General features: G+C 73.4%; 21 protein-coding genes and 1 pseudogene. 15 read left to right on the forward strand and 7 right to left on the reverse strand.

Annotated elements, in window-relative coordinates; genetic code table 11:
* Nucleotides 1-26 precede the first annotated feature (26 nt).
* A complete protein-coding gene (locus tag QWM81_RS02030) occupies nucleotides 27-2447 on the forward strand; it encodes a right-handed parallel beta-helix repeat-containing protein (RefSeq protein WP_290109646.1) in 2421 nt (806 codons plus the stop codon).
* Here the strand turns inward: QWM81_RS02030 and QWM81_RS02035 are convergent.
* Nucleotides 2417-4762, reverse strand: a complete 2346-nt coding sequence (locus QWM81_RS02035) for a hypothetical protein (protein WP_290109647.1) — start codon at nucleotides 4760-4762, stop codon at nucleotides 2417-2419. The genes QWM81_RS02030 and QWM81_RS02035 overlap by 31 nt on opposite strands.
* 185 nt (nucleotides 4763-4947) lie before the next feature.
* On the opposite strand from QWM81_RS02035, the gene QWM81_RS02040 reads away from it, so the two are divergent.
* The 3 genes from QWM81_RS02040 (at nucleotide 4948) to QWM81_RS02050 (ending at nucleotide 7127) form a co-directional block, all read left to right on the forward strand.
* Nucleotides 4948-5784 carry a DeoR/GlpR family DNA-binding transcription regulator gene (locus QWM81_RS02040; protein WP_290109648.1) on the forward strand — a complete coding sequence of 279 codons (837 nt, stop codon included), beginning with the start codon at nucleotides 4948-4950 and terminating at the stop codon, nucleotides 5782-5784.
* 344 nt (nucleotides 5785-6128) lie between these two features.
* Nucleotides 6129-6572, forward strand: coding sequence for an SRPBCC family protein (locus QWM81_RS02045; RefSeq protein ID WP_290109649.1), 444 nt, complete (start codon nucleotides 6129-6131; stop codon nucleotides 6570-6572).
* Nucleotides 6573-6635: 63 nt separating this feature from the next.
* On the forward strand, nucleotides 6636-7127 hold the full coding sequence (locus tag QWM81_RS02050; RefSeq protein ID WP_290109650.1) for an SRPBCC family protein: 492 nt from the start codon (nucleotides 6636-6638) through the stop codon (nucleotides 7125-7127).
* A 40-nt stretch (nucleotides 7128-7167) separates the two neighbouring features.
* Here QWM81_RS02050 and cds1 read toward each other — a convergent pair whose 3' ends face one another.
* Nucleotides 7168-8262: an L-cysteine desulfhydrase Cds1 gene (cds1, locus tag QWM81_RS02055; RefSeq protein WP_290109800.1), complete on the reverse strand. Its 1095-nt coding sequence runs from the start codon at nucleotides 8260-8262 to the stop codon at nucleotides 7168-7170.
* A gap of 438 nt (nucleotides 8263-8700) precedes the next feature.
* Here cds1 and QWM81_RS02060 point away from each other — a divergent pair, with 438 nt between their 5' ends.
* Complete coding sequence (locus QWM81_RS02060) at nucleotides 8701-9030, forward strand: hypothetical protein (protein ID WP_290109651.1); 330 nt, start codon at nucleotides 8701-8703, stop codon at nucleotides 9028-9030.
* A gap of 219 nt (nucleotides 9031-9249) precedes the next feature.
* Complete coding sequence (locus tag QWM81_RS02065; protein WP_290109652.1) at nucleotides 9250-9792, forward strand: ATP-binding protein; 543 nt, start codon at nucleotides 9250-9252, stop codon at nucleotides 9790-9792.
* 224 nt (nucleotides 9793-10016) lie between these two features.
* On the opposite strand, the gene QWM81_RS02070 is transcribed toward QWM81_RS02065, so the two are convergent.
* Together QWM81_RS02070 and QWM81_RS02075 are read right to left on the reverse strand one after the other, a co-directional pair.
* The gene (locus QWM81_RS02070; protein WP_290109653.1) at nucleotides 10017-10799 is read right to left on the reverse strand and encodes an SAM-dependent methyltransferase; all 783 of its coding nucleotides are present in this window, start codon (nucleotides 10797-10799) and stop codon (nucleotides 10017-10019) included.
* A gap of 208 nt (nucleotides 10800-11007) precedes the next feature.
* A complete protein-coding gene (locus tag QWM81_RS02075) occupies nucleotides 11008-12234 on the reverse strand; it encodes an ROK family protein (RefSeq protein WP_290109654.1) in 1227 nt (408 codons plus the stop codon).
* Between the two features lie 148 nt (nucleotides 12235-12382).
* Between QWM81_RS02075 and QWM81_RS02080 the strand changes: the two genes are divergently transcribed.
* The 4 genes from QWM81_RS02080 to QWM81_RS02095 all read left to right on the forward strand — a co-directional run bounded on the left by QWM81_RS02080 (nucleotide 12383) and on the right by QWM81_RS02095 (nucleotide 16095).
* Nucleotides 12383-13048 carry an HhH-GDP family DNA glycosylase gene (locus tag QWM81_RS02080; RefSeq protein WP_290109655.1) on the forward strand — a complete coding sequence of 222 codons (666 nt, stop codon included), beginning with the start codon at nucleotides 12383-12385 and terminating at the stop codon, nucleotides 13046-13048.
* Between the two features lie 111 nt (nucleotides 13049-13159).
* Nucleotides 13160-13513 carry a DUF8129 domain-containing protein gene (locus QWM81_RS02085; protein ID WP_290109656.1) on the forward strand — a complete coding sequence of 118 codons (354 nt, stop codon included), beginning with the start codon at nucleotides 13160-13162 and terminating at the stop codon, nucleotides 13511-13513.
* A 74-nt stretch (nucleotides 13514-13587) separates the two neighbouring features.
* On the forward strand, nucleotides 13588-14859 hold the full coding sequence (locus tag QWM81_RS02090) for an MFS transporter (RefSeq protein ID WP_290109657.1): 1272 nt from the start codon (nucleotides 13588-13590) through the stop codon (nucleotides 14857-14859).
* A gap of 246 nt (nucleotides 14860-15105) precedes the next feature.
* Nucleotides 15106-16095: an NAD-dependent epimerase/dehydratase family protein gene (locus QWM81_RS02095; protein WP_290109658.1), complete on the forward strand. Its 990-nt coding sequence runs from the start codon at nucleotides 15106-15108 to the stop codon at nucleotides 16093-16095.
* Nucleotides 16096-16120: 25 nt separating this feature from the next.
* Here the strand turns inward: QWM81_RS02095 and QWM81_RS02100 are convergent, their stop codons facing one another.
* Nucleotides 16121-16390, reverse strand: a complete 270-nt coding sequence (locus tag QWM81_RS02100) for a hypothetical protein (RefSeq protein ID WP_290109659.1) — start codon at nucleotides 16388-16390, stop codon at nucleotides 16121-16123.
* Here QWM81_RS02100 and QWM81_RS02105 point away from each other — a divergent pair.
* Nucleotides 16289-16537, forward strand: a pseudogene (locus QWM81_RS02105) (helix-turn-helix domain-containing protein); the annotation flags it as partial. The gene QWM81_RS02100 and the pseudogene QWM81_RS02105 sit on opposite strands and share 102 nt — an antisense overlap.
* Nucleotides 16538-16632: 95 nt before the next feature.
* Nucleotides 16633-17376: a maleylpyruvate isomerase family mycothiol-dependent enzyme gene (locus QWM81_RS02110; protein ID WP_290109660.1), complete on the forward strand. Its 744-nt coding sequence runs from the start codon at nucleotides 16633-16635 to the stop codon at nucleotides 17374-17376.
* On the opposite strand, the gene QWM81_RS02115 is transcribed toward QWM81_RS02110, so the two are convergent.
* Nucleotides 17373-17789, reverse strand: a complete 417-nt coding sequence (locus QWM81_RS02115; protein WP_290109661.1) for a MarR family winged helix-turn-helix transcriptional regulator — start codon at nucleotides 17787-17789, stop codon at nucleotides 17373-17375. The two genes, QWM81_RS02110 and QWM81_RS02115, sit on opposite strands and share 4 nt — an antisense overlap.
* An 86-nt stretch (nucleotides 17790-17875) precedes the next feature.
* Between QWM81_RS02115 and QWM81_RS02120 the strand changes: the two genes are divergently transcribed.
* Together QWM81_RS02120 and QWM81_RS02125 are read left to right on the forward strand one after the other, a co-directional pair.
* Nucleotides 17876-19399: an MFS transporter gene (locus QWM81_RS02120; protein WP_290109662.1), complete on the forward strand. Its 1524-nt coding sequence runs from the start codon at nucleotides 17876-17878 to the stop codon at nucleotides 19397-19399.
* Between the two features lie 73 nt (nucleotides 19400-19472).
* The gene (locus tag QWM81_RS02125; protein WP_290109663.1) at nucleotides 19473-19751 is read left to right on the forward strand and encodes a DUF6332 family protein; all 279 of its coding nucleotides are present in this window, start codon (nucleotides 19473-19475) and stop codon (nucleotides 19749-19751) included.
* Nucleotides 19752-20066: 315 nt separating this feature from the next.
* Here the strand turns inward: QWM81_RS02125 and QWM81_RS02130 are convergent, their stop codons facing one another.
* Nucleotides 20067-21284 (reverse strand): geranylgeranyl reductase family protein, encoded by a 1218-nt coding sequence (locus QWM81_RS02130; RefSeq protein WP_353938270.1) that lies wholly within the window; start codon nucleotides 21282-21284, stop codon nucleotides 20067-20069.
* A 216-nt stretch (nucleotides 21285-21500) separates the two neighbouring features.
* On the opposite strand from QWM81_RS02130, the gene QWM81_RS02135 reads away from it, so the two are divergent.
* Nucleotides 21501-22877 carry a dipeptidase gene (locus QWM81_RS02135; RefSeq protein ID WP_290109665.1) on the forward strand — a complete coding sequence of 459 codons (1377 nt, stop codon included), beginning with the start codon at nucleotides 21501-21503 and terminating at the stop codon, nucleotides 22875-22877.
* Nucleotides 22878-22927: the final 50 nt, after the last annotated feature.

Consider the following 22927-nt stretch of genomic DNA (forward strand, 5'->3'; position numbering starts at 1 on the left):
CGACGAGGTGGGGGCAGAGCAGCACCATGGCACAGGGCACGGTCCAGGTGACGCACACCGGCACATCGCGGTGGCGGCGCCGCACGGGCGAGTACGCCTCCCTCGCCGCGGCCCTGGAGGCCGCCGGCGACGGCGATGTCCTCACCATCGCCCCCGGCACGTACCGGGAGAACCTGGTGCTGAGCTGCGCCGTCACCCTGCGGGGTACGCAGGGCACGGTCGGTCCGGTACGGATCGCCCCGGCCGACGGCGTACCGCTGACCGTGCGCGCCTCGGCGACGGTCCAGGATCTGCACGTGGAGGGCCAGGACACGTCGGCGCCCGCGCTGCTGATCGAGGACGGCACCCCGGAGTTGCTGGACCTGCGGATCGTGACCCGCTCCGCGGCCGGTGTGGAGGTGCGCGGCGCGGCGCGGCCCACCATGCGGAGGTGCAGTATCGACAATCCGGCGGGGGTCGGGATCGGCGTCCTGGACGGCGCGGGCGGCGTGTTCGAGGAGTGCGAGGTCGTCTCGGCGGGCCAGTCGGGTGTCTCGGTGCGCGGCGGCGCGCACCCTCGGCTGGAGCGGTGCCGCATCCACCACGCCTGCGGTGCCGGTCTGTCCGTGACGGGCGAGGGCAGCGGCCTGGAGGCGATCGGCTGCGAGGTGTACGAGATCAAGGGCAGCGGCGTCCAGATCACCGCGCGGGCCGCCGCGCACCTCACCGACTCGTCGGTGCACCGTACATCGGGCGACGGCATCACGCTCGACACCGATGCCGTCCTCACCCTCTCCGACTGCGACATCCACGACATCCCGGAGAACGCGATCGATCTGCGCTCGCGCTCGGTGCTGACCCTGACCCGCTCGACGGTGCGGCGCTTCGGCCGCAACGGGCTGTCCGTATGGGACCCGGGCACCCGCGTGGACGCCAACCAGTGCGAAATCCATGACAGTACGGGCGATTATCCGGCGGTGTGGGTCAGCGACGGGGCGACGGCCGTCCTCGACTCGTGCCGCGTCCACGACGTGCCGGACGCGCTGTTCGTCCTGGACCGTGGCTCGCGGGCCGACGTCGTCGACAGCGACCTGTCCCAGGTGCGCAACACGGCGGTGTCGGTCAGTGACGGGGCGACGGCCCAGCTGGACGACTGCCGCATCCGGGAGGCGTCCACGGGCGCTTGGTTCCGGGACCACGGCAGCGGCGGCACCCTGAGCGGATGCACCATCGACTCCGTACAGACGGGTGTCATCGTCACCAAGGGCGCCGATCCGGCGATCGAACGGTGCACGGTCACCTCCCCCGCCGAGGCCGGGGTCTACGTCTCGGCGGAGGGCCGGGGCACGTTCCACGGCTGCCGGGTCACGGGCAGCGGCGGTTACGGCTTCCACGTCATGGACGGCTGCCGTACGACGCTGAGGCGGTGCCGTACGGAACGGTGTGCGCGCGGTGGGTACGAGGTCGGGGAGGAGGGGCCCGTGACGGAGGACTGCACCGGCGACGACAGCGGCGTCCTCACCGCCGCCCGCACCGCCCAGACGGTGGTGGTGACCTCCGCCGAGTCGGCCGGCGGGCTGCTCGGCGCCCTCCCCGCGCAGCCCCCCGCGATACCGGCTCCCGTGGCCGCCGCCCCGGTGGACCGTGTCGAGCCCGTACGCGGCTCCGAGGACGTCCTCGGGGAACTGGACGCGCTGGTCGGCCTCGACAGCGTCAAGCGGGAGGTCCGCACCCTCACCAACATGATCGAGGTGGGCAGGAGGCGCCAGGAGGCGGGCCTCAAAGCCGCGTCCGTCCGCCGCCATCTGGTCTTCACCGGCTCCCCCGGCACCGGCAAGACGACCGTCGCCCGCCTGTACGGGGAGATCCTGGCGTCCCTGGGAGTGCTGGAGCGCGGCCATCTCGTGGAGGTGTCGCGCGTGGATTTGGTCGGTGAGCACATCGGCTCCACCGCGATCCGCACCCAGGAGGCGTTCGACCGGGCGCGCGGCGGGGTGCTGTTCATCGACGAGGCGTACGCCCTGTCCCCCGAGGACTCCGGGCGGGACTTCGGGCGCGAGGCGATCGACACGCTGGTGAAGCTGATGGAGGACCACCGCGACGCGGTGGTGGTGATCGTCGCCGGGTACACGGCCGAGATGGAGCGGTTCCTGACGGTCAACCCCGGTGTGGCCTCCCGCTTCTCGCGGACGATCACCTTCCCCGACTATGTGCCCGATGAGCTGCTGCGGATCGTGGAGCAGCAGGCCGAGGACCACGAGTACCGGCTCGCCGAGGGGACGGCCGAGGCGCTGCTGAAGTACTTCACGGAGCTGCCCAAGGGGCCCGCGTTCGGCAACGGCCGTACCGCCCGGCAGACGTTCGAGTCGATGGTGGAGCGGCACGCGGGCCGGGTCGCCGGTCTCACCGAGATGAGCACCGACGACCTGACCCTCCTCTACCCGGAGGACCTGCCCGAGCTGCCCTGAGACTCGTCCGCCCGCTGGGCGGGCAGCGGCAGGGCGGGCGGCAGCCGGTCGAGCAGTACGGTGCGCTCCTTGGCGAAGACCGGATCGGCCTGGTAATCGGAGTGGCCCAGGATCGGTTCGGGCAGCGGGTGTTCATGGGTGCGGCCGTACACCACCGGGTCGCGCAGCGCCCGGTGGTCCACCTCAGGCTTGTCCCCCTCGGCGGGGAGGTTGACCGGACCCCCTATGGGGTCGGTGCGGCGCCACAGGTTGCGCCAGCAGTGCAGCTCCCGGTGGAGGGCGGCCAGCGGCTGGGGGCCGAAGTAGGCCGGGAACCACCGCGCGTAGAGCCGCTCCAGGGGGGAGCCGTAAGTGAGCAGCGCGACCCGGCGGCGGGTGCCCGCCGGGAGCTGCCAGACCGCGGCGGCGGCCAGCACGCTGCCCTGCGAGTGGCCGGAGATGACCAGGCGTCCGCCCGTACGGCCCGTCCAGGACGACATGCGCCAGGCGAGGTCGGGCACGGCGCGCTCGGCGTAGCAGGGCGGGGCGAAGGGGTGGGCGGCGCGCGGCCAGAACGTACCGACGTCCCACAGGATGCCGATGGTGCGGCGGGCGGAGGCGTCCTTGTAGGCGCGGCGGCCCCAGGTGACGAAGAGTATGAAACCGAAGCCCACCAGCCAGGACCCCAGCGCCTGCGCGGACTCGGCCGCGCTCTCCACGAACGGGTGCCCGCCCGCGAACGCCTTGCCGGGCACCGTGTCGCTCAGCCACGCCCCGGCCACGGCGCCCGCGCCCAGCAGAAGGGTGGCCCCCGAGACGATGCCGACGACGACGGGCGCCGCGTCGGTGAGGGCGGCACGCGCGCGCGTGGCGGCGATGCGCCGGGTACGGACGGGATCGGGCTTCTCGCCCTCGTACTCGCTCTCCACGACGGGGGCCAGGCGGCGGGCGGCGAGCGCGGTGCGCACGGCCAGGACGAGGACCGGGACGAGCAGCAGGATGAGCAGGACGGGGATGACGGAGGCCTGCCAGCTGAGCAGCACGGGCGGGCCGACGATGGGCCCCCCGCCCGTGCCGGGGGTACCGGGCCCGTCCAGCCAGTCGGCGACGCGCTGGGCGACGCCGCCGGTCATCACGCCGCCGAGCGCGCAGGCCAGCATCGCGACGGCGGGGCCACCGAGGCCGTGCAGCACGGTACGGGTATGGGGGGCGCGCCGGTACAGCCGCAGCGCCACGGCGGCCAGCGCCAGGACGAGGACGCCCTGCGCGAGGGCGATCACGCTGAAGGTGGTGTCCCCGGGCAGGGTGCCGGCCGAGCGCCAGCCGGGGCGCGACCACCCGGCGTACACGATGGAAAGGACGAGCAGGGCGATGGAGGCACCGGGCAGCCAGCCGACGACGGCCCGGTCGAGCTGGTTGTCGAGCCGCTTCTCGCTGCGGCCCCGGCGGCACACCACCCAGGTCACGACCACGGCCGCGGCCAATAAGGAGCCCTCCAGGGCCCACCCGAGCGCCTCGCGGAGCGGGCCGGCCGCGCGCCGGTCGTACCGCGCCGCCGCGCCGCCGACCGCCGCCGCGACGGTGAGGAACCCGGCCGCGGTGTGCGCGGCGCGCAGCCGGGCGACCAGGCGGCGGCCGTACCAGAAGCCGGGCCGGCCGAGCGCGGGCCGGGGTTGCCGGGCCGGCTCGGCGGCCAGGTCACCGCGGGGCGGCCGCTGCGCCTCGTAGGCGCTCCAGGTGCGGTTGGACAGGTACCACAGGAGCGTCACGAGGGCGGCGGGCACCAGGGCGGCGAGGGCGAGCCGGCGGCCCGGCTGCGACCACCAGCCGCCCTGGTGGGGGGAGAGGAAGCCCAGCCAGGACCGCTCCTCGGCGCAGGCGGCGGACCCGGCGCACTGCCAGGCCGCCAGGTCCAGGGCGACCTCGCAGGCGGCGGCCGTCAGGAGCACGGTGAGCGTCAGGGCGACGAGCCGCACCAGCACGCCGTACAGCCGGACGACCGCGGCCTGCCGCTCGGCGGGCGGGCGCATCCAGTGGGCCAGGTTGGCCACCATGAACGGCAGGAGCAGCAGCCACAGGGCCCGGGAGCCGTTGCCGGAGGTGAGGTTGCACCAGCAGTACGCCTCCGGGACGGGCCGCCCGTCGGCGAACCGCTCCGGTTCCTTCTCGGCGTGGAGGTCCACGGTCCGCCGGTAGATCGCCGCGGTCTTGTCGCCGGTCACCCGTACGGTACGGGGGTCGTCGAGCATGGCTTCGGGCGTGGTGCCGCCGACGCCGTGGACCAGCAGCTCCAGCGCGGCACCGGGGCGGGCGGGCTCCGGGGTGGCAAGGGACACTTCGGTGGCTCGCTCTCTGGATGAGGCGGGTAGGGGCGGAGAGTCGCGCGTGACCAGAATCGTGGATCGTGGCGGTCCGTGACAGGGCTCTTACCGAATCTCCCCCCGGTCCGCAGCCGCACCGACCGTGGCAGGATGAGCCCTCGGCCAGCGGTGTTGACGATGTGGAAGGACCGGCCCCTGCGGTGAGCGACAACCAGAACCTCCTCGCGGAGCAGCGGCGCGCCTTGATCCTGGACGAGGTGAGGCGGCGCGGTGGGGTGCGGGTCAATGAGCTCACCCGCAAGCTCAACGTCTCGGACATGACGGTCCGCCGGGACCTGGACGCGCTGGCGCGGCAGGGCGTGATCGAGAAGGTGCACGGCGGGGCGGTGCCGCTCGTCGAGGCGAGCACCCATGAGCCGGGGTTCGAGGCCAAGTCGTCGCTGGAGCAGAGCGCCAAGGAGGACATCGCGCGGGCGGCCGCCGCGATGGCGGTGCCGGGCAGCGCGATCGCCCTGTCGGGCGGTACGACGACGTACGCGCTGGCGCGGCACCTGCTGGACGTGCCGGACCTGACGGTGGTGACCAACTCGGTACGGGTCGCCGACGTGTTCCACGCGGCGCAGCGCCCCGCCCCGGGCGGCGGGCCCCGGCCGGGGGCCGCGACCGTGGTGCTCACGGGCGGCGTGCGGACGCCCTCGGATTCGCTGGTCGGGCCGGTCGCCGACCAGGCGATCCGCTCGCTCCACTTCGACGTGCTGTTCCTCGGCGTGCACGGGATCTCGGTCGAGGCCGGGCTGTCCACGCCGAACCTCGCGGAGGCCGAGACCAACCGGCGCCTCGTACGGTCCGCGCGGCGCGTGGTGGTGGTCGCGGACCACACCAAGTGGGGCACGGTGGGACTCAGTTCCTTCGCGCGGCTGGACGAGGTCGACGCCCTGGTCACGGATGGGGGCGTGTCGGACGAGACGCGAGCGGAGATGTCGGAGCACGTCCCGGGCCTGGTCGTCGCGGGCGAAGAGCACGGCGACGGCGGCTGACACCGGGACCCGGGCTTGGGCCGGCGTCTGGGGTGGGTCGTGGGCCTGGGTTTGGGCCGGGGCCCGGGTCGGGTCTGGGCTCGGGTCTGGGCTGGGGTCTGGGCCCGGGTCGGGATCTGGGCCCGGGTCGGGATCTGGGCCTGAGCCTGAGCCCGGGTCGGGATCTGGGCCTGAGCCTGAGCCCGGGTCGGGGTCTGGGCCGGGGTGTCGGTCTGGGTCTGGTGGGGTCTGAGCGTGGGTCTGGTCCGTGACCTGGGCCGCCCGGCGTCCCGGCTGGAGCCGGAGTGGCTGGACCGCCGGCGTTCCCCCGGGCCGGAAGACGTCCTGCCGGTTACGATCGGCGGATGGCGGTCTTCCGGATCGAGCGCGGTACCTCCCTGCCGGTGGCCGAGGCGTGGCGGCGGGTCACCGACTGGCCGGCTCACGCGGCGGGGGTGCCGCTGACGCGGATCGTGGTGCCGATGCCGGGGCCCACGCGCGCGGGGACGCGGTTCACGGCACGTACCGGAATCGGTCCGCTCGGGTTCGACGACCCGATGGAGGTGGTCCGCTGGGAGCCGCCGGTACCGGGCGGCCGGGCGGCGGGTTCGTGCCGGCTGGAGAAGCGCGGCCGGTTGGTGCGCGGCTGGGCCGAGATCGAGGTGCGCGAGGCCGTGGGCGGAGCGCTGGTGACGTGGACGGAGGAGTTGCGTGTACGGGGGCTGCCGCGGGTGTGTGACGCGCTGCTGGCGCGCGCCGGGCGGCGGGTTTTCGGCCGGGCCCTGACCGTTCTGACGGCGGACAACTGACGGTTCCCCAGCTAAGGTGTGGGGCCCTGGCGCCACCCCCTCGTCACCTGGAGGTACGGTCCCATGGCAGCACGCAGACTCCGCCCGGTTCGGCTCGATTTCCTCCAATCCGCTCCCCTGCGGCTGGTCTTCGACGCGGAAGTGGTCGCCCCACCCTCGGCCGTGTACCGGGCGCTCGCCGACGAAGTGTCCGACACTCCTTCCTGGTTCACCGCCGTCACGGCGGCCCGGCCCATCGCCGGGGGCGCGGGCCGGGAGATACGGCTGCGCGGCGGTGTCGTGTTCCAGGAGCGGGTCATGGTCACGGACCCCGCGCGGCGGTACGTGTACCGGGTGGAGGAGACCAACGCCCCCGGCGCGCGCGCCCTGATGGAGGAGTGGCTGCTGACCCCCGCGGCCCGGGGCACCGGCACCCGGGTGCGGTGGACGATGGCGGCCGAGGGGACGGCGCTGTTCCGGTTGACGGTGCGGCTGACGGGAAGCCGGGTGGGGCGCTCGTTCCAGGACGCGATGCGCAACCTCGACCGCAAGCTCGCCTCGTCCCCGGCCCCGTAACCGCTCGTCCTGACGCCGGCTCAGCGCGGCAGCAGCCTCATCAGGCCGGGTCGGGCCAGACGCCGCTGCCGAGGAACTCGTCGATCGCCGCGCTGTACGGGGCGATGTCCAGGCCCTGTTCGGCCAACCAGGCATCGGAGTAGTACTTGTCGAGATAACGGTCGCCGGGGTCGCAGATCAGTGTGACGACACTGCCCGTGCGGCCCTCCCCCACCATCTCGGCGACGATCTTCAGCGCGCTCCACAGGCCGGTGCCGGTCGAGCCGCCCGCCTTGCGCCCGATGGCGTTCTCCAGGGCACGTACGGCGGCGATGCTCGCCGCGTCGGGCACCTTCATCATGCGGTCGATGGCACCCGGCACGAAGCTGGGCTCCATACGGGGGCGGCCGATGCCCTCGATGCGGGATCCGCAGTCGCTGGCGGCGTGCGCGTCGCCGGTGGTCCAGCCCTCGAAGAAGCAGGAGTTCTCGGGGTCGGGGACGCAGAGGCGGGTGTCGTACTGCATGTAGTGGACGTAGCGGGCGATGGTCGCCGACGTACCGCCCGTGCCGGCCGTGGCGACGATCCAGGCCGGTTCCGGGTAGCGCTCCAGCCGCAGTTGCTGGTAGATCGATTCGGCGATGTTGTTGTTGCCGCGCCAGTCGGTTGCCCGCTCGGCGTACGTGAACTGGTCCATGTAGTGGCCGCCGGTGGCGACGGCGAGGGCGGCGGACTCCTCGTACATCTTGCGGGAGTCGTCCACGAAGTGGCACTGTCCGCCATGGAATTCGATGAGCCGGATCTTCTCGGCGCTCGTCGTGCGCGGCATGACCGCGATGAACGGCACGCCGATGAGGCCGGCGAAGTACGCCTCGGAGACGGCCGTCGAGCCGCTGGACGCCTCGATGACGGGCTTGCCAGGCCGGATCCAGCCGTTGCACAGGCCGTAGAGGAAGAGTGAACGCGCCAGGCGGTGCTTGAGGCTGCCGGTGGGGTGGGTCGACTCGTCCTTGAGGTAGAGGTCGATACCCCACTGCTCGGGCAGCGGGAAGCGCAGCAGGTGGGTGTCGGCGGACCGGTTGGCGTCGGCCTGGACCTTGCGTACGGCCTCCTTCAGCCAGGCCCGGTACTCGACGTCGCTGCGGTCGACGTCGATGGTCGCGGCCGGCTCGCCGGTCCCGGCCGGCGGCGCGTGCGCCGCCCGCGCGGCGTGCTCGCTCCCCGTGCGCCCCGTGCGCTCCGTGCGCTCTGCCTGCTGTGTTGGCCCTGTTCGCGCCGCGTGCTGTGGCTGCTCTGCCTGCTCTGTCTGCTCAGCCCGCGCTGCTTGCGCTGCCTGTCCTGTCGGCTCGACGGTGCTCACGCGCCACTCCTCGTCCTTGTGCTGCGCCCGGTGACCCCACCCCGAACATACCTCTCTCACCTGGGCAAACGATGTCTTTGATGCCCTATAGGGAATGCTTGCAGGGGGCCAGGCGCGCCCGAGGGACACCCCCGGGCCGGCCCGGGGGCGCATGCACTCACGCGCCCTGGTGCAGAGGCGCGTAGTTGTGCAGACTGACCGGCAGGAATCTGTGCGAAGGGGGCAAGGTACGCCATGGCTGAGTCTGATTTCAGCGCGACCGGCGTAAGGATCGAACAGTGGCCGCGTTCGCTGACCCGGGCGGGCGAGGTCCTGCTCAAGGACGGCCGACTGGCGCTCCTCACCAGCTACGGACGGGTGATCGACAGTGCGCCGGTGCGGGCGGTCAGGGCGAGCAGGCCCTGGTTCGCGGGGCGTGAGGAGGACACCATGGTGGCGACCCTCAACGGCACGCGGTACCGGCTGACCATGGGGCAGCGCGGCCGGGGCGCGAGCGGCGCGGAGCCGGCGCTGGCGGGCCGTTTGCTGGAGGCCGTTCGCCGCGCGGGCGGCCGCAGGGACTGAAACAGGCCGCAGGGACTGAACTGAAGTGACGGCAGGGACTCACGGGTAACCGTTCGCGGCGAGTTGCGAAGCGGTCACCCGTGGTCCACGCTGGACTGACATCACTACCCAGGGTGCACCGGCGGTGACGCTGAGATCCAGCCCGCCGGGCCAACAGCCAGCCAACCACTGGATCCGATCTCCGTCTTCTTCCGGACCTCATTTCGGGGAGTCGCAGCCGTGATCAGCCAGGCAAGCAGGCAGTGCACGGTAGAGCTCCAAGCCCTGCCGTCGCGGATCGGTCAGGTCCGCAGAATCGTTTCAGCGCAACTGCGCTACTGGAATCTCGATTGTCTGATCGAGAAGGCCGCTCTCGGTGTCACCGAGTTGCTGACAAACGTCCACCAGCACGCCCAGCCCGACAAGGTGTGCACCGTCGAGATCGAGCTCCTGCTCGACCGGCTGACGATCTCGGTCCACGACCACGACCCACGCCTCCCGACGGTCAACAGGTCCGATCCGCTGGCGACTTCCGGGCGCGGTCTCGCGCTGATAGAGGCCTTCAGCGAGAGTTGGGGCGCCAGGCCGCAGGGCGAGTCGGGCAAGGTCGTGTGGTTCACCCTTCCGGCGCCTTCGTCCACGCCCATGCCGATACCGCCTCTTCCGGTGTACGGGGCGGCCACCAGCGGTCCGTTCACGGGCGCGGTGCCCTTCGGGGACAGCGCGGACGCGGCGGACGCGGTGCGCGGACGCGCCACCGTCCGGCCGGCCGTCGCGAGCTGACGCGCCGGTACCACCCCAGGCACCGCGTTCCGCTACCCGGCACCGCGTCCCGGCAACCAGCACCGCGTCACCGCCCCGCCGGCGGGGGGACGGGGCGGCGACGGGGTCAGGAGCGGCGGTCAGGCGGCGGCGCGGGGGTCGGGTGCCCTCGTCGTCGTACACACGACAGCAGTGCACGTACGACGCGGGGAGCACGGCGCCGCGGCTGAGGGCGGGGGCGCGCGTCAGGCCACCGGGACGAGCGTCAGGTAGGCGATGCCGAGCACGCGGCGGTAGCCGTTCAGCCACGTGCCGCGCTGGCGGTCGACACGCTCGCGGACCTCGGCGGCCGACGGGTGCGAGGGGTGGGCTGCGAGCCACAGTTCGGTGTCCTCGCGGTAGCCGGACTCGAACTCCTCCCACTCGTCCTCGCTCGCCGTCTCGATCCGCGCGGGGCGCAGGCCCGCCTCGACGGCCAGGTCGACCAGGCCGCCGAGCACCGGATGGTCACCGGCCCGCGCGCCCGGCCACATGGCGGCCAGCTCGCCGGGGGACGGCGTGCGCTGCCAGAAGCCCTCGCCCAGCAGCACCCGGCCACCGGGGGCCACCAGGCGCCGCAGTTCACGGAGGACCGAGGCCGGGTCGTACGGCGCCGCCGGATCGGACAGCGCCTGGCCCGCGCCCAGGCACAGCACGACGTCGGCCGGGCCGCGCGCCGTGCTGTGCGCCGACTCCTCGACGAACTCCGCCCGCCCAGCCAGGCCCCGCGCCTCGGCCAGCTCGCGCCCACGGGCCAGGTCCTCGCCGTTCACGTCGATCCCGGTGCCGGTCGTACCGGGTACGGCCGCGAGGAGGCGCAGCATGAACTCGCCCCAGCCGCAGCCGATGTCCAGGACGGTGGCCGGACGGGTGGCGGCGAGCCGCTCGACGAACCGGTCGGCGCGCGCCTCGGACAGCGGCCCATGGAAAGCCAGGCGGCGGAGGCGGGGCGGGAGACCGGGGGCGGGGGCGGCGTGCGGGCGGGTCATGCGGCCGGACAGTACATGCAGCTCACCTGCCACGGCATCCGGATTTCCCGGCCGTTCACCGCCCCACGCGCCAGGTCCACCACCCCAGGCGGCACGTTCGCCGCCCGTACGGCACGTCCACCGCCCCACGCGCCACGTCCACCGCCGCACGCGGCACGTCCACCGCCGCACGCGGCACGTCCACCGCCCGTACGGAGCGTTCGCCGCCCTACGCGGCCTGTCTGCCGAGGGCGGCGAGAGGGTCGTCCAGCACCGGCTGCCAGGCCAACTCGGCCGCTCCCACGAGGCTGTTGTGGTCCAGGGTGCAGCCCAGGATCGGTACGCTGCCGCTCCGGCCCCACAGGCTGCGGTCGGCGACCACCGCGCGCAGCCGCTCCGGGTCGGCGGCGAGCAGTTCGCGGTGGAGCCCGCCGAGGATGATGCGGTCCGGGTTGAGGATGTTGACCAGCCCGGCCAGGCCCAGGCCGAGGCGGTCGATGAGCTGCTCGGTGGCCGCGCGTACGCCCGGGTCGTCGGCCGCCGTACGGAGCAGGTCGCGGCACTGCTGGAGCAGGGACACCTCGGGGCCCGGCTCCCGCCCCGCGGCGGTGAGGAAGGCGAGCGGGTCGGCCTCGACGTCGAGGCAGCCGCGGCTGCCGCAGTGGCAGGGGCGGCCCTCCGGGTTGACGGTGAGGTGGCCGACTTCCAGGGCGAGCCCCGAACTGCCGGTGTGCAGCCGCCCGTCGAGGACGAGGGCGCCGCCGACACCGCGGTGGCCCGTGGCGACGCAGAGCAGGTGCTGGGCGCCGCGGCCGGCGCCGTGCCGGTGTTCGGCGAGGGCGGCGAGGTTCACGTCGTTGCCGGTGAAGGCGGGCCCGGCGATGCCCGCGGCCCCTACCAGCTCGGCGAAGATGTCGCGTACGGGCGCCCCGGCCGGCCAGGCGACGTGGAGCGGGTTGAGGGCGGTGCCGTCCGGTTCGGCGACGGCGGACGGGACGGCGAGGCCGGCCCCCACGCAGCGCCGCCCGGTCTCCCGCAGCAGCGCCGCGCCCGCCTCGACCACCGCTTGGAGGACCTGCGCGGGGTCGGCGGAGACGGTCACGCAGCCGGGCGCGGTGGCCACGATGCGGCCGCCGAGGCCGACGAGGGCGGCGCGGAAGCCGTCGGCGTGGATCTGGGCGGCGAGGGCGACGGGGCCGTTGTCGTCGATGGTGAGCCGGTGCGAGGGGCGGCCCTGGGAGCCCGCGGCGGCGCCGGGGCGGGAGTCGACGCGGATGAGGCCGAGGGCTTCCAGTTCGGCGGCGACGGCGCCCGCGGTGGCGCGGGTGACGCCCAGCTCGGCGGTGAGAACGGCACGGGTGGGGGCGCGGCCGGTGTGCACCAGTTCCAGCGCGGGGCCGAGCGCGCTGCGGCCCCTGTCCGGCCGGGGTCGGGTCGTGGTTGCCTTGCCGTTCATGGGGGCGAGTCTCCCATGATCCAGCGGGTCGGCGGAGCGGACGGAGCGAGGGTGCAGTTTCGGCCGGTCGTGGACGGGTACTGCGGGCGGCAGCGGCAGCGCGTACGGGAGGTCCGGTTCGCGTACGGGAGGTTCCGCGGGAGGTTCCATGTCACGGCCCGACAGCGAGACGACGGTACGGACCTTGCTCGACAGGGAAGGGCGTACATACGCGGAGCAGGCCGGGATCCGGCTGAAGGACACCCCGCAGCCGCTCTACCAGCTGCTGGTCCTGGCGCACCTGCTCAGTGCCCGGATCCGGGCCGACACGGCGGTCGCGGCGGCCCGGGCGCTGTTCGGCGCCGGTATGCGAGACGCCCGGCACATGCGCGACGCCACCTGGCAGCAGCGGGTGGACGCGCTCGGCGAGGGCGGCTACCGGCGTTACGACGAGCGGACGGCGACCCAGCTCGGCAAGGCCGCGGAGCTCGTACTCGACGCGTACGGCGGTGATCTGCGCCGGCTGCGCGAGAAGGCGGGCGGTGACGTGGACGAGATGCGGGCGCTGCTCCAGGAGGTGCCGGGGATCGGCCCGGCCGGAGCGGACATCTTCCTGCGGGAGGCACAGGGCGTCTGGCCCGAGGTGGCGCCGTACCTGGACGACAAGACGCTGGAGGGAGCGAAACGGCTGGGTCTTCCGGCGGATCCGGCCAAGCTGGCCGGTCTGGCCGGGAAGGACCAGTTGCCCGCGCTCGCGGCCGCGCTGGTGCGCGCCTCGCTCGACAAGCACGTCGTCGACGACGTCCGTGAGGTGGTCGGCGAAAAGGTCCATTGAGACACGTCCATTGAGGTAGGCCCATGGAGGCACACCGTTGAGCACGTCGCTGAGACACGTCGCTGAGACACGTGCATCGGACACGTCCATCGAGACACAGGGAGGTTCCGGATGAGCACCCCCGACCGCGGCGAACTGCCGCTGCCCGACTACGACCAGCTGCCCGTCGGCACGCTGGAGCACCGCATCCGGTCGCTCGGCACCGAGGAGCTGAACCAGTTGCTGCACTACGAGCACACGCACGCCGACCGCGCCATGGTCGTCCAGGTCCTGACCTCCCGGAAGCGGCAGCTGGAGGCCGGAGCCACCCCGTCGGGCGGCGACCCGAACGCGTTCCGGCCGGAAACCGCCCACCAGGGCCACGGCGGCTCGCGGGTCTCCCCGGCCACGTCCCCGCAGCCTCTGAGCCCGCCGCCGCACGGCACGCCGGACCAGCCGGGCAAGCCGAAGGGCAACCGCCCGTAAGACGCGCGGGGTGAATCCGAGCGCGGCCGTCCTGATGGTTGAACGGTGCCCATTCCGACCCCTATCCTGAGTTTGTGCCGCACCTAAACAAACTACGGACGGCCGTCCCGGGGGGATCCGGCGGAGACACCGCCTCGCTCTCCCTGGCCCGCCTCCGCACCGCCCTGACCCTCTTCTTCGCCCTCGACGGATTCCTGTTCGCCGGCTGGGTGGTCCGCATTCCGGCCATCAAGCACCAGACCGGAGCTTCCGCCGGCGACCTGGGGCTCGCCCTGCTGGGTGTGTCGGCCGGCGCGGTCGTGACGATGACGCTCACCGGCCGCCTGTGCCGACGCTTCGGCAGCCACCCCGTGACGGTGGTCTCGGCGGTGCTCATGAGTCTGAGCATCGCGCTCCCGCCGCTGACCCACTCGGCGCTCGCGCTCGGCCTGGTCCTGCTGGTCTTCGGCACGGCGTACGGCGGCATCAACGTCGCGATGAACAGCGCCGCCGTCGATCTCGTCGCCGCGCTGCGCCGCCCCGTCATGCCCAGCTTCCACGCGGCGTTCAGCCTCGGCGGCATGATCGGCGCCGGGCTCGGCGGCCTGGTCGCGGGCGGCCTCTCCCCCACCGCGCACCTCCTCGGCCTCACGGTCGCCGGTCTGCTGCTCACCGCCGCCGCCGGCCCCGTACTCCTGCGTCATCACGTCCCCGCCCCGCTGGAGTCCGCGTCGCCCGGGTCCGGCGCGCCCGCGTCCCGCCCGCCCGAGGGGCGGTCCGCGCGGCGCCTGGACGCCCGGTCGCGCCGCCTGGTCACCGTCTTCGGCGTGATCGCGCTGTGCACGGCGTACGGAGAGGGCGCGATGGCCGACTGGGGCGCGCTCCACCTGGAACAGGACCTCCACGCCCATCCCGGTGTCGCCGCCGCCGGTTACGCGGTGTTCGCCCTCGCCATGACCGCCGGACGCCTCTCCGGTACGGCGATGCTGGAACGGCTCGGCCAGACCCGGACGCTGGTGGCGGGCGGGGCGACGGCGGCCGGCGGCATGCTGCTGGGCGCGCTGGCGCCGACGGTATGGCTCGCCCTGCTCGGCTTCGCCGTGACGGGCCTCGGCCTGGCGAACATCTTCCCCGTGGCCGTCGCCAGGGCAGGCGCGGTGGCCGGGCCGGCGGGCGTGGCCGCCGCCTCCACGCTGGGCTACGGCGGCATGCTCCTCGGCCCGCCCGCGATCGGGTTCCTGGCGGACTGGTTCTCCCTGCCCCTCGCCCTGACGACGGTGGCGGCACTGGCCTTCGGCGCGGCCCTGATCGGGTACGCCGCGCGCCACGCCTCGGCGGGCGGCGGCACCGGCCGGGCGTCAGAGTAAGGACGGGGCCTGGCCGAAGAGGGAACGGCTGGACGAATCGGCCCGTTCACGCCGATGGACGACGACCGGCTCGGCCGGGTACGCGGTGCTGCGCACCAGGGGACCAGGGGACCAGGGCAGCCAGAGCACGCACAGCACCAGGGGACCAGGGCAGCCAGAGCACGCACAGCACCAGGACTTACGGACCAACTCCGCTGTCGGTGAACCGGCATAGCCGTTCCGGGTTCCTGGTGCTTGGGTGTGGGGATGGAGATCTTGGTTCTGGGCGGGACGGCGTGGGTGGGCCGGGAGTTGTCGCGGCAGGCGATAGGGCGCGGCCATCGGGTGACGTGCCTGGCGCGCGGCGAAAGCGGAGAGGTCGCGGACGGAGCGACGCTGGTGACCGCCGACCGGAGCGATCCATCGGCGTACGAACCACTGCTCGACCGCGCATGGGACGCGGTCGTCGAGGTGTCATGGCAACCCGGCTTCGTTCGTGAGGCGCTCGGCGCACTGGGCGCCAGGGCCAGGCACTGGACGTATGTCTCGTCCCTCAACGCCTACGCCTCCCACGCCACGCCGGACGCGGACGAGTCGGCGGCCCTCCTCGCGCCGACCGACCGGCGCGAGGTCGACCGCTCGTTGTACGGCGAGGCGAAGGTCGCCTGCGAGCAGGCGTCGGCGGCCGTCGTGGGCGACCGCCTCCTGATCGCGCGCGCCGGTCTCATCGGCGGCCCCGGTGATCACACCGGGCGCTCCGGCTACTGGGTGGCCCGTGCCGCACGCGACCCGCACGCGCCGATGCTGGTTCCCGACGCACCGGCCATGCCGACACAGGTGGTTGACGTGCGCGACCTCGCCTCCTGGCTTCTCGACGCCGCGGAGACGGGCAGCACGGGCACGTACGACGCTGTCGGGCCGGTCGTTCCGTTCGGCGAGTGGGTCGAGCTGTCCCGGACCACCGGCGGGCACACCGGTCCGGTGGTCACCGCCGACTCGGCGTGGCTGCTCGCGAACGGCGTGGGCCAGTACATGGGGGCCGAGTCGCTGCCGATGTGGCTGGTCGAGCCGGGCTCGGAAGGGTGGTCGGCCCGCAACGGGTCCGCGGCGCGCGCCGCGGGCCTCCGTCATCGGCCCCGGGCGGAGCTGCTGGCCGACACGCTGCTCTGGGAACGCGAACAGGGTCTGGACCGAGCACGACGGGCCGGCCTGAGCGCCGAGCGCGAACGTGAGTTGCTGGACGCGCTCGGCAGCTGACGCGGTGGCGGGCGCCGGCCGGTGCTCAGCCGCAGCGCAGGTGCCGTCCGAAGTACCGGAGCACATGGCCACGCACGGCGGGCACCGATGCGGCGGGGGGGTCCAGCGCGCCGACGAGGTTCAGCCGGTCCTCGGCGGTCATGAGGCCGGCCGCCTGCTTGCGCCGTTCGGCGCGACCCTGCGTCGATGACCAGGGCGGACCCGTGTGGAGGTACTGCTCGTGCTCGCCGAGGAGCGCACCACCAGTGGGCTCGCCCGGCGGCTCGGCGTCAGTAACGCCACCGCTACCGCGCACGCCGCCGCTCTGCGCGGCGCGGGACTGGTCAGCACGGTGAGGGCCGGGCGGGCGGTCCTGCACCGGCGTACCGCGCTGGGAGGCTTGCTGGTTCAGCGGCACGGCGGGGCACGGAACGCCGGCGGTCGGCCGTCCGGTCGGTCGTAGAGACGTGGCGGTCGGCCGTCCGGCCGGTAGTGGAGACCCGGCGGTCGGCCTCCGCGACGTACCGGCCGGAGCGCCCGCACCGGCAGAATCGCCACATGGAGATCAACGAGCACATCAAGACCCTCGCGCGGGAAGGCCAGTTGCTGGCCGAAGCGGCCGAGCGGGCCGGGCCCGGCGCGCCGGTTGTCACCTGTCCCGGCTGGCAGGTGCGCAATGTGCTGCGGCACACCGGCATGGTGCACCGCTGGGCCACCGCCTTCCTCACAGAGGGGCACACGTCCTACCACCCCGACGCGGGCGAGCCGGACCTCGACGGTGAGGAACTGCTCCGCTGGTTCAGGGAAGGCCATGGCCGGCTGGTCGCCGCGCTGACCGAGGCGCCCGACGCCCTGGAGTGCTGGGCGTTCCTGCCGGCGCCGTCGCCGCGCGCGTTCTGGGCGCGGCGTCAGGCGCACGAGACGACCGTGCACCGGGTGGACGCCCAGTCGGCGCTGGGGGCAGGCGTGACGGAGGTGGAACCGGGGTTCGCCGCCGACGGTGTCGACGAGTTGCTGTGCGGGTTCCACGCCCGCGAGAAGAGCCGGGTGCGTACGCCGGAGCCGGGCACCCTGCGCGTGCGCGCGACGGACACCGGTGACGTGTGGACCGTACGGCTGTCGGATCAGGCGCCGCGCACGGAACGTACCGACGAGGGTCCCGCCGACTGCGAGCTGAGCGGCCCCGCCGGGCGGCTCTACCTCGCGCTGTGGAACCGGCTTCCGTACGGGGCCGTGACCGTCGCCGGGGACGAGCGCCTGGCGCGGCTGTGGCGGGAGACGTCCGCCGTCACCTGGTCCTAGCGCCGGGAGGCGGAGCCGGGGCTTTCGGTGAGCATCCGGCTCAGTACGGCACGCTGGAGGGGCCGGACTTCGGCGTGCCGCGCCCGGCCCGCGTCCGTCAGCGCCACGCGCACCCCGCGCCGGTCCTCGCTGCACATGCCCCGCGTCACCAGCCCCTCCTTCTCCAGCCGTGCGACGAGCCGCGACAGGGCGCTCTGGCTGAGGTGGACCCGGGAGGCGATGTCCTGGACGCGGTATGCGGCGCCGCCGTCCTCCGCCGATGCCTCGGCGAGCACGTCGAGCACCTCGAAGTCACTGGCGCCGAGCCCGTGCTGATGCAGGGCCCGGTCGAGTTCGCACGTCGTGCGGGCGTGCAGCGCGAGTACATCACGCCACTGCTGCACCAGTGCCCGCTCGGACTTCGTCACTGCCATGGCCTCACGTTAGCAGGGACCCCCTCTTTGTTGCATCGGAATTAAATGCACTTGCATTCAATGCATGTGCATGTAGTCTGCTCCGCATGACTTCTCCGCTCAACGTCCCCTCCGCCTCCGGGACTTCCCCCTCGGACGACCGCTGGAGCCCGCGCCTGTGGGGCACCCTGCTGGTGCTGTGCGCCGCGATGTTCCTCGACGCCCTCGACGTCTCGATGGTCGGCGTCGCCCTCCCGTCCATCGCCACGGACCTCGGGCTGTCCACCGCCGCGCTGCAGTGGATCGTCAGCGGCTACATCCTCGGTTACGGCGGTCTGCTGCTGCTCGGCGGCCGCGCCGCCGACCTCCTCGGCCGCCGCCGCGTGTTCCTGATCGCCCTGGCCGTCTTCGCGCTCGCCTCCCTGCTCGGCGGGCTGGTCGACTCCGGCCCGCTGCTGATCGCGAGCCGCTTCATCAAGGGCCTGAGCGCCGCGTTCACCGCACCCGCCGGGCTGTCGATCATCACCACCACGTTCAAGGAGGGCCCGCAGCGCAACCGGGCCCTGTCGATCTACACCACCTGCGCCGCCACCGGCTTCTCCATGGGCCTGGTGCTGTCCGGGCTGCTCACCGAGGTGAGCTGGCGCCTGACCATGCTGCTGCCCGCGCCCATCGCCCTCATGGCGCTGGTCGTCGGCATGAAGCTGATCCCGCACAGCGAGCGCGAGAAGACCCGCGGCGGGTACGACGTGCCGGGCGCCGTCACCGGCACCGCCGCGATGCTGCTGCTGGTGTTCACGGTGGTCCAGGCACCCGAGGTGGGCTGGGCGTCGGCCCGTACGCTGCTGTCGTTCCTGGCCGCCGCCGTCCTGCTCGCCGTCTTCGTGACCATCGAGCGGCGCACCGCGAGCCCGCTGCTCCGGCTCGGCGTGCTCCGCTCCGGCTCGCAGCTGCGCGCGCAGCTGGGCGCGGCCACGTTCTTCGGCTCGTACGTGGCCTTCCAGTTCATCGTGACGCAGTACATGCAGTCGCTGCTCGGCTGGTCGGCGCTGCAGACCGCGCTCGCCTTCCTGCCGGCCGGTGTGCTGGTGGCGCTCTCCTCCACCAAGATCGGCGATGTGGTGGACCGGTTCGGTACGCCTCGTGTGATCGCGACCGGTTTCGCCCTCCTCGTCGCCTCGTACGCGATCTTCCTCCAGGTCGACCTCACCCCCCGGTACGCGGCCGTCGTCCTGCCCTCCATGCTCCTCCTCGGCGCCGCCTGCGCGCTGACCTTCCCCTCCCTCAACATCCAGGCCACCAACGGCGTGGACGACGACGAGCAGGGCATGGTGTCCGGGCTCCTGAACACCTCGATCCAGGTGGGCGGCGCCATCTTCCTCGCCGTGGTGACCGCCGTGATCACGGCGAGCGGCACCGAAGGCGGTTCGCCGCAGGCCGTCCTGGACGGCTTCCGGCCGGGCCTCGTCGTGGTCACCGTGATCGCCTTCGCGGGGCTCCTGATCACCCTGAGCGGACTGCGCGCCCGGCGTACGCCGCCACAGTCGGTGATTGTCGCCAAGTCGGCCGGTGTGGCCGGCGTGGCCGGCGAGGCCGGGAGGAAGGCCGAGCCCGTCGGCGTACGGGACTGATCCCATGAAGCGCGGCGCGTGGCCGGCGGGCAATCTCCTTGCCCGCCGGCCACGGGCTTGTGACACTCGGCGCATGGGAAACCGGACACAGGCGCAACGGGACGCGATCACCGTCGAGATCGGCTACGCGCTGGTGACCGCCGCGTTCCTGGCGGCGGCGCTATTCTGCCTGGTCGCCGCCCCCGTGCTGGTGTTCGACCTGTCCGGCCCCGCCGCCCGGGCGCTGCTCATCGCGGCCGCGACGGCGGCGTGTCTGGGCTTCACGACCCGGGTGGTACGGGTGTTGTGGCGGTTCGGCGCCAACACGACCGGCCGGCCGAGCGGGCCGGGGCGCACGAGCCCGGACGCGTAGGCCGGACGGCGGGCCGCTCGGCGCGGGCGGCGAGATCCGCGATCAGGCGGCGTCTCACGCCCGGCCGGGACCGGCATGGCGGCCGGTCGCTGTGGGGGCATGAGCCCGATCGCGTGCCGACGCCTGATCAGTTCTCCGCGCGCGCCGCCGGGAGCTTGCGCCCGTACGCGAGCAGCAGAACTTCAGCGGAAGGCTTCCCCCCCCCCCAGCCGTACGCGCCCAGGCGCAGCAACCCGAGCGGCGACCATCGGGCCTCTCGCCACCCGGTGGTACGCATCACCCTGACGGGATCGCGGCACACGCCGCCGGCAACCGCTACCGCCGGCGGTCCAGGGCGTCCAGGGCGCGGCGGGTCAGGGCGGAGTTCCGTACCAGACCGGCCAGGGTCGTCGCGCCGCGGGTGATGTCCGCGAAGGCGTGCCAGGCCGGCCGGAAGCCGGTGATGGTGGCGTGCAGCAGTCCCGGCCGCTTCTCGAACAGGGCCAGCATCCGCCGCCCGACCGCCATCTCCACGCCCAGCCCCGCCTTGATGGCGAACGCGTAGTTCAGCGCCTGGCGCCGCGCGTCCACGGCGTCGTGCGCCTCGGCGATCCGTACCGCCCACTCCCCCGCCAGCCGCCCGGACCGCAGCGCGAACGAGATCCCCTCACGGGTCCACGGCTCCAGCAGCCCCGCCGCGTCCCCGCACACCAGGACCCGTCCGCGCGACAGCGGCGAGTCGTCGCTGCGGCACCGGGTCAGGTGCCCCGACGAGATGGCGGGCTCGAACCCGGCGAGCCCGAGCCGGGCGATGAAGTCCTCCAGGTACCGCTTGGTGGCCGCGCCCTCGCCGCGCGCCGAGATCACGCCCACGGTGAGCGTGTCGCCCTTGGGGAACACCCACCCGTAACTTCCGGGCATCGGCCCCCAGTCGATGAGGATGCGGCCCGCCCAGTCCTCGGCCACCGTCTGCGGAACCGGGATCTCCGCCTCCAGTCCCAGGTCGACCTGGTCCAGCTTGACCCCGACATGCGCCCCTATGCGGCTGGCGCTGCCGTCCGCGCCGACGACCGCCCGCGCGAGGACGATCTCCCCGTCGGCCAGCACGACCGCGACCGTACGCCGGTCGGGGACGGTCGTGCCGTGCTGTTCGACCCGCGACACGGTCACGCCCGTACGCAGCTCGGCGCCCGCCTTCTGTGCCTGCTCCACCAGGCCCGCGTCGAACTCGGGCCGGTTGATCAGGCCGAACAGCATCCGCTTGGAGCGGCGGGTGCGGGGGAAGCGGCCGTTCATCGAGAACGTGACGGCGTGCACCCGGTCCCGCAGCGGCAGCTCGAACCCGGGTGGCAGCGCGTCGCGCGAGGGGCCGATGATGCCACCGCCGCACGTCTTGTAGCGGGGCAGGTCCGCCTTCTCCAGCAGCAGCACCCGGCGGCCCGTGACGGCCGCCGCGTACGCCGCGGACGCTCCCGCCGGTCCCGCGCCGACCACGACCACATCCCACACCGGCGCGGAGTATTCGTTACCGGCGTCTGCGTTCTCGCTGCTCACGATGTGCTTCTGCTCCTGATCCCGACCCATGGCCCATGTTTCGCCATCGCATCCTACGGCGCGGGCCGCCCACACCCGCTGTGGGAGGATCGGACTCGCGTTCGCGCACACCAAGCTGTGCGCCAGCCGTGCACCAAACCGTGCGCCACCCGTGCACCACACCGTGCATCGGCGCGCAACGCCGATACTGACGTCGCACCCACGAGGAGCGTGCCCATGACCGCCCAGCCGAGCTCGCCGATCGCCGAGACCGTCGCTTCCCTCATACCCCGCGCCAAGGCCGAGCTCGCGGAGCTGGTGGCGTTCCAGTCGGTGGCGGATCCGGCCCAGTTCCCGCCGAGCGAGTGCGAGGCGGCGGCGGCATGGGTGGCGGACGCGCTGCGCGCGGAGGACTTCGAGGACGTCTCGGTGTTCGAGACCCCGGACGGTTCGCGGTCGGTGTACGGATTCCTGCCCGGCCCCGAGGGCGCGCCGACGGTGCTGCTGTACGCGCACTACGACGTGCAGCCGCCGCTGGACCTGGCCGGCTGGAACACCCCGCCGTTCGAGCTGACCGAGGGCGAGGACGGCCGCTGGTACGGGCGCGGGGCCGCCGACTGCAAGGGCGGCGTCATCATGCACCTGCTCGCGCTGCGCGCCCTCAAGGCGAACGGCGGGATACCGGTCGCCGTCAAGGTGGTCGCCGAGGGTTCGGAGGAGCAGGGTACGGGCGGTCTGGAGCGGTACGCGGAGGAGCACCCCGAGCTGCTGGCCGCGGACGCGATCGTGATCGGCGACGCCGGAAACTTCCGGGTCGGCCTGCCGACCGTCACGGCGACGCTGCGCGGCATGACGATGCTGCGGGTCCAGGTCGACACGCTGGAGGGCAACCTGCACTCCGGGCAGTTCGGCGGGGCGGCGCCGGACGCGCTGGCCGCGCTCATCCGCGTACTGGACTCGCTGCGTGACGAGGACGGTTCGACGACCGTGGACGGGCTGGAGGCGGAAGGCGAGTGGCGGGGCCTTCAGTACCCGGAGGAGGACTTCCGCAAGGACGCCAAGGTCCTCGACGGGGTGCGCCTGATCGGTGAGGGCACGGTCGCCGAGCGGTTGTGGGCGCGCCCGGCGGTCACGGTCATCGGGATCGACTGCCCGCCCGTGATCGGCGCCACCCCGTCCGTGCAGGCCACCGCGCGCGCCCAGATCAGCCTGCGGGTGCCGCCGGGCCAGGACGCCGCCGAGGCGACGAAACTGCTGGCCGCGCACCTGGAGGCGCACACTCCGTGGGGCGCGCGGGTGACGGTGGAGCAGGTGGGGCAGGGTCAGCCCTTCATGGCGGACGTCACGAGCCCGGCGTACACGTCGATGGGCGAGGCGCTGCGGGCGGCGTACCCGGGTCAGGAGATGCAGGTCGCGGGCATGGGCGGGTCCATTCCGCTGTGCAACACGCTGGCCGCGCTCTACCCGGACGCCGAGATCCTGCTGATCGGGCTGAGTGAGCCGGAGGCGCAGATCCACGCGGTGAACGAGAGCGTGTCGCCCGAGGAGCTGGAGCGCATGTCGGTCGCGGAGGCGCTGTTCCTGCTGAACTACGCCCGCTCGCGGCAGGGTTGAGCCGAGAGCGGATCCGCGCAGAGCGAAGGGGAGGGGCGGACGTACGGGGT

Source organism: Streptomyces ficellus, assembly GCF_030406405.1.
In the GTDB taxonomy this organism is placed as follows: Bacteria; Actinomycetota; Actinomycetes; order Streptomycetales; family Streptomycetaceae; genus Streptomyces; species Streptomyces ficellus_B.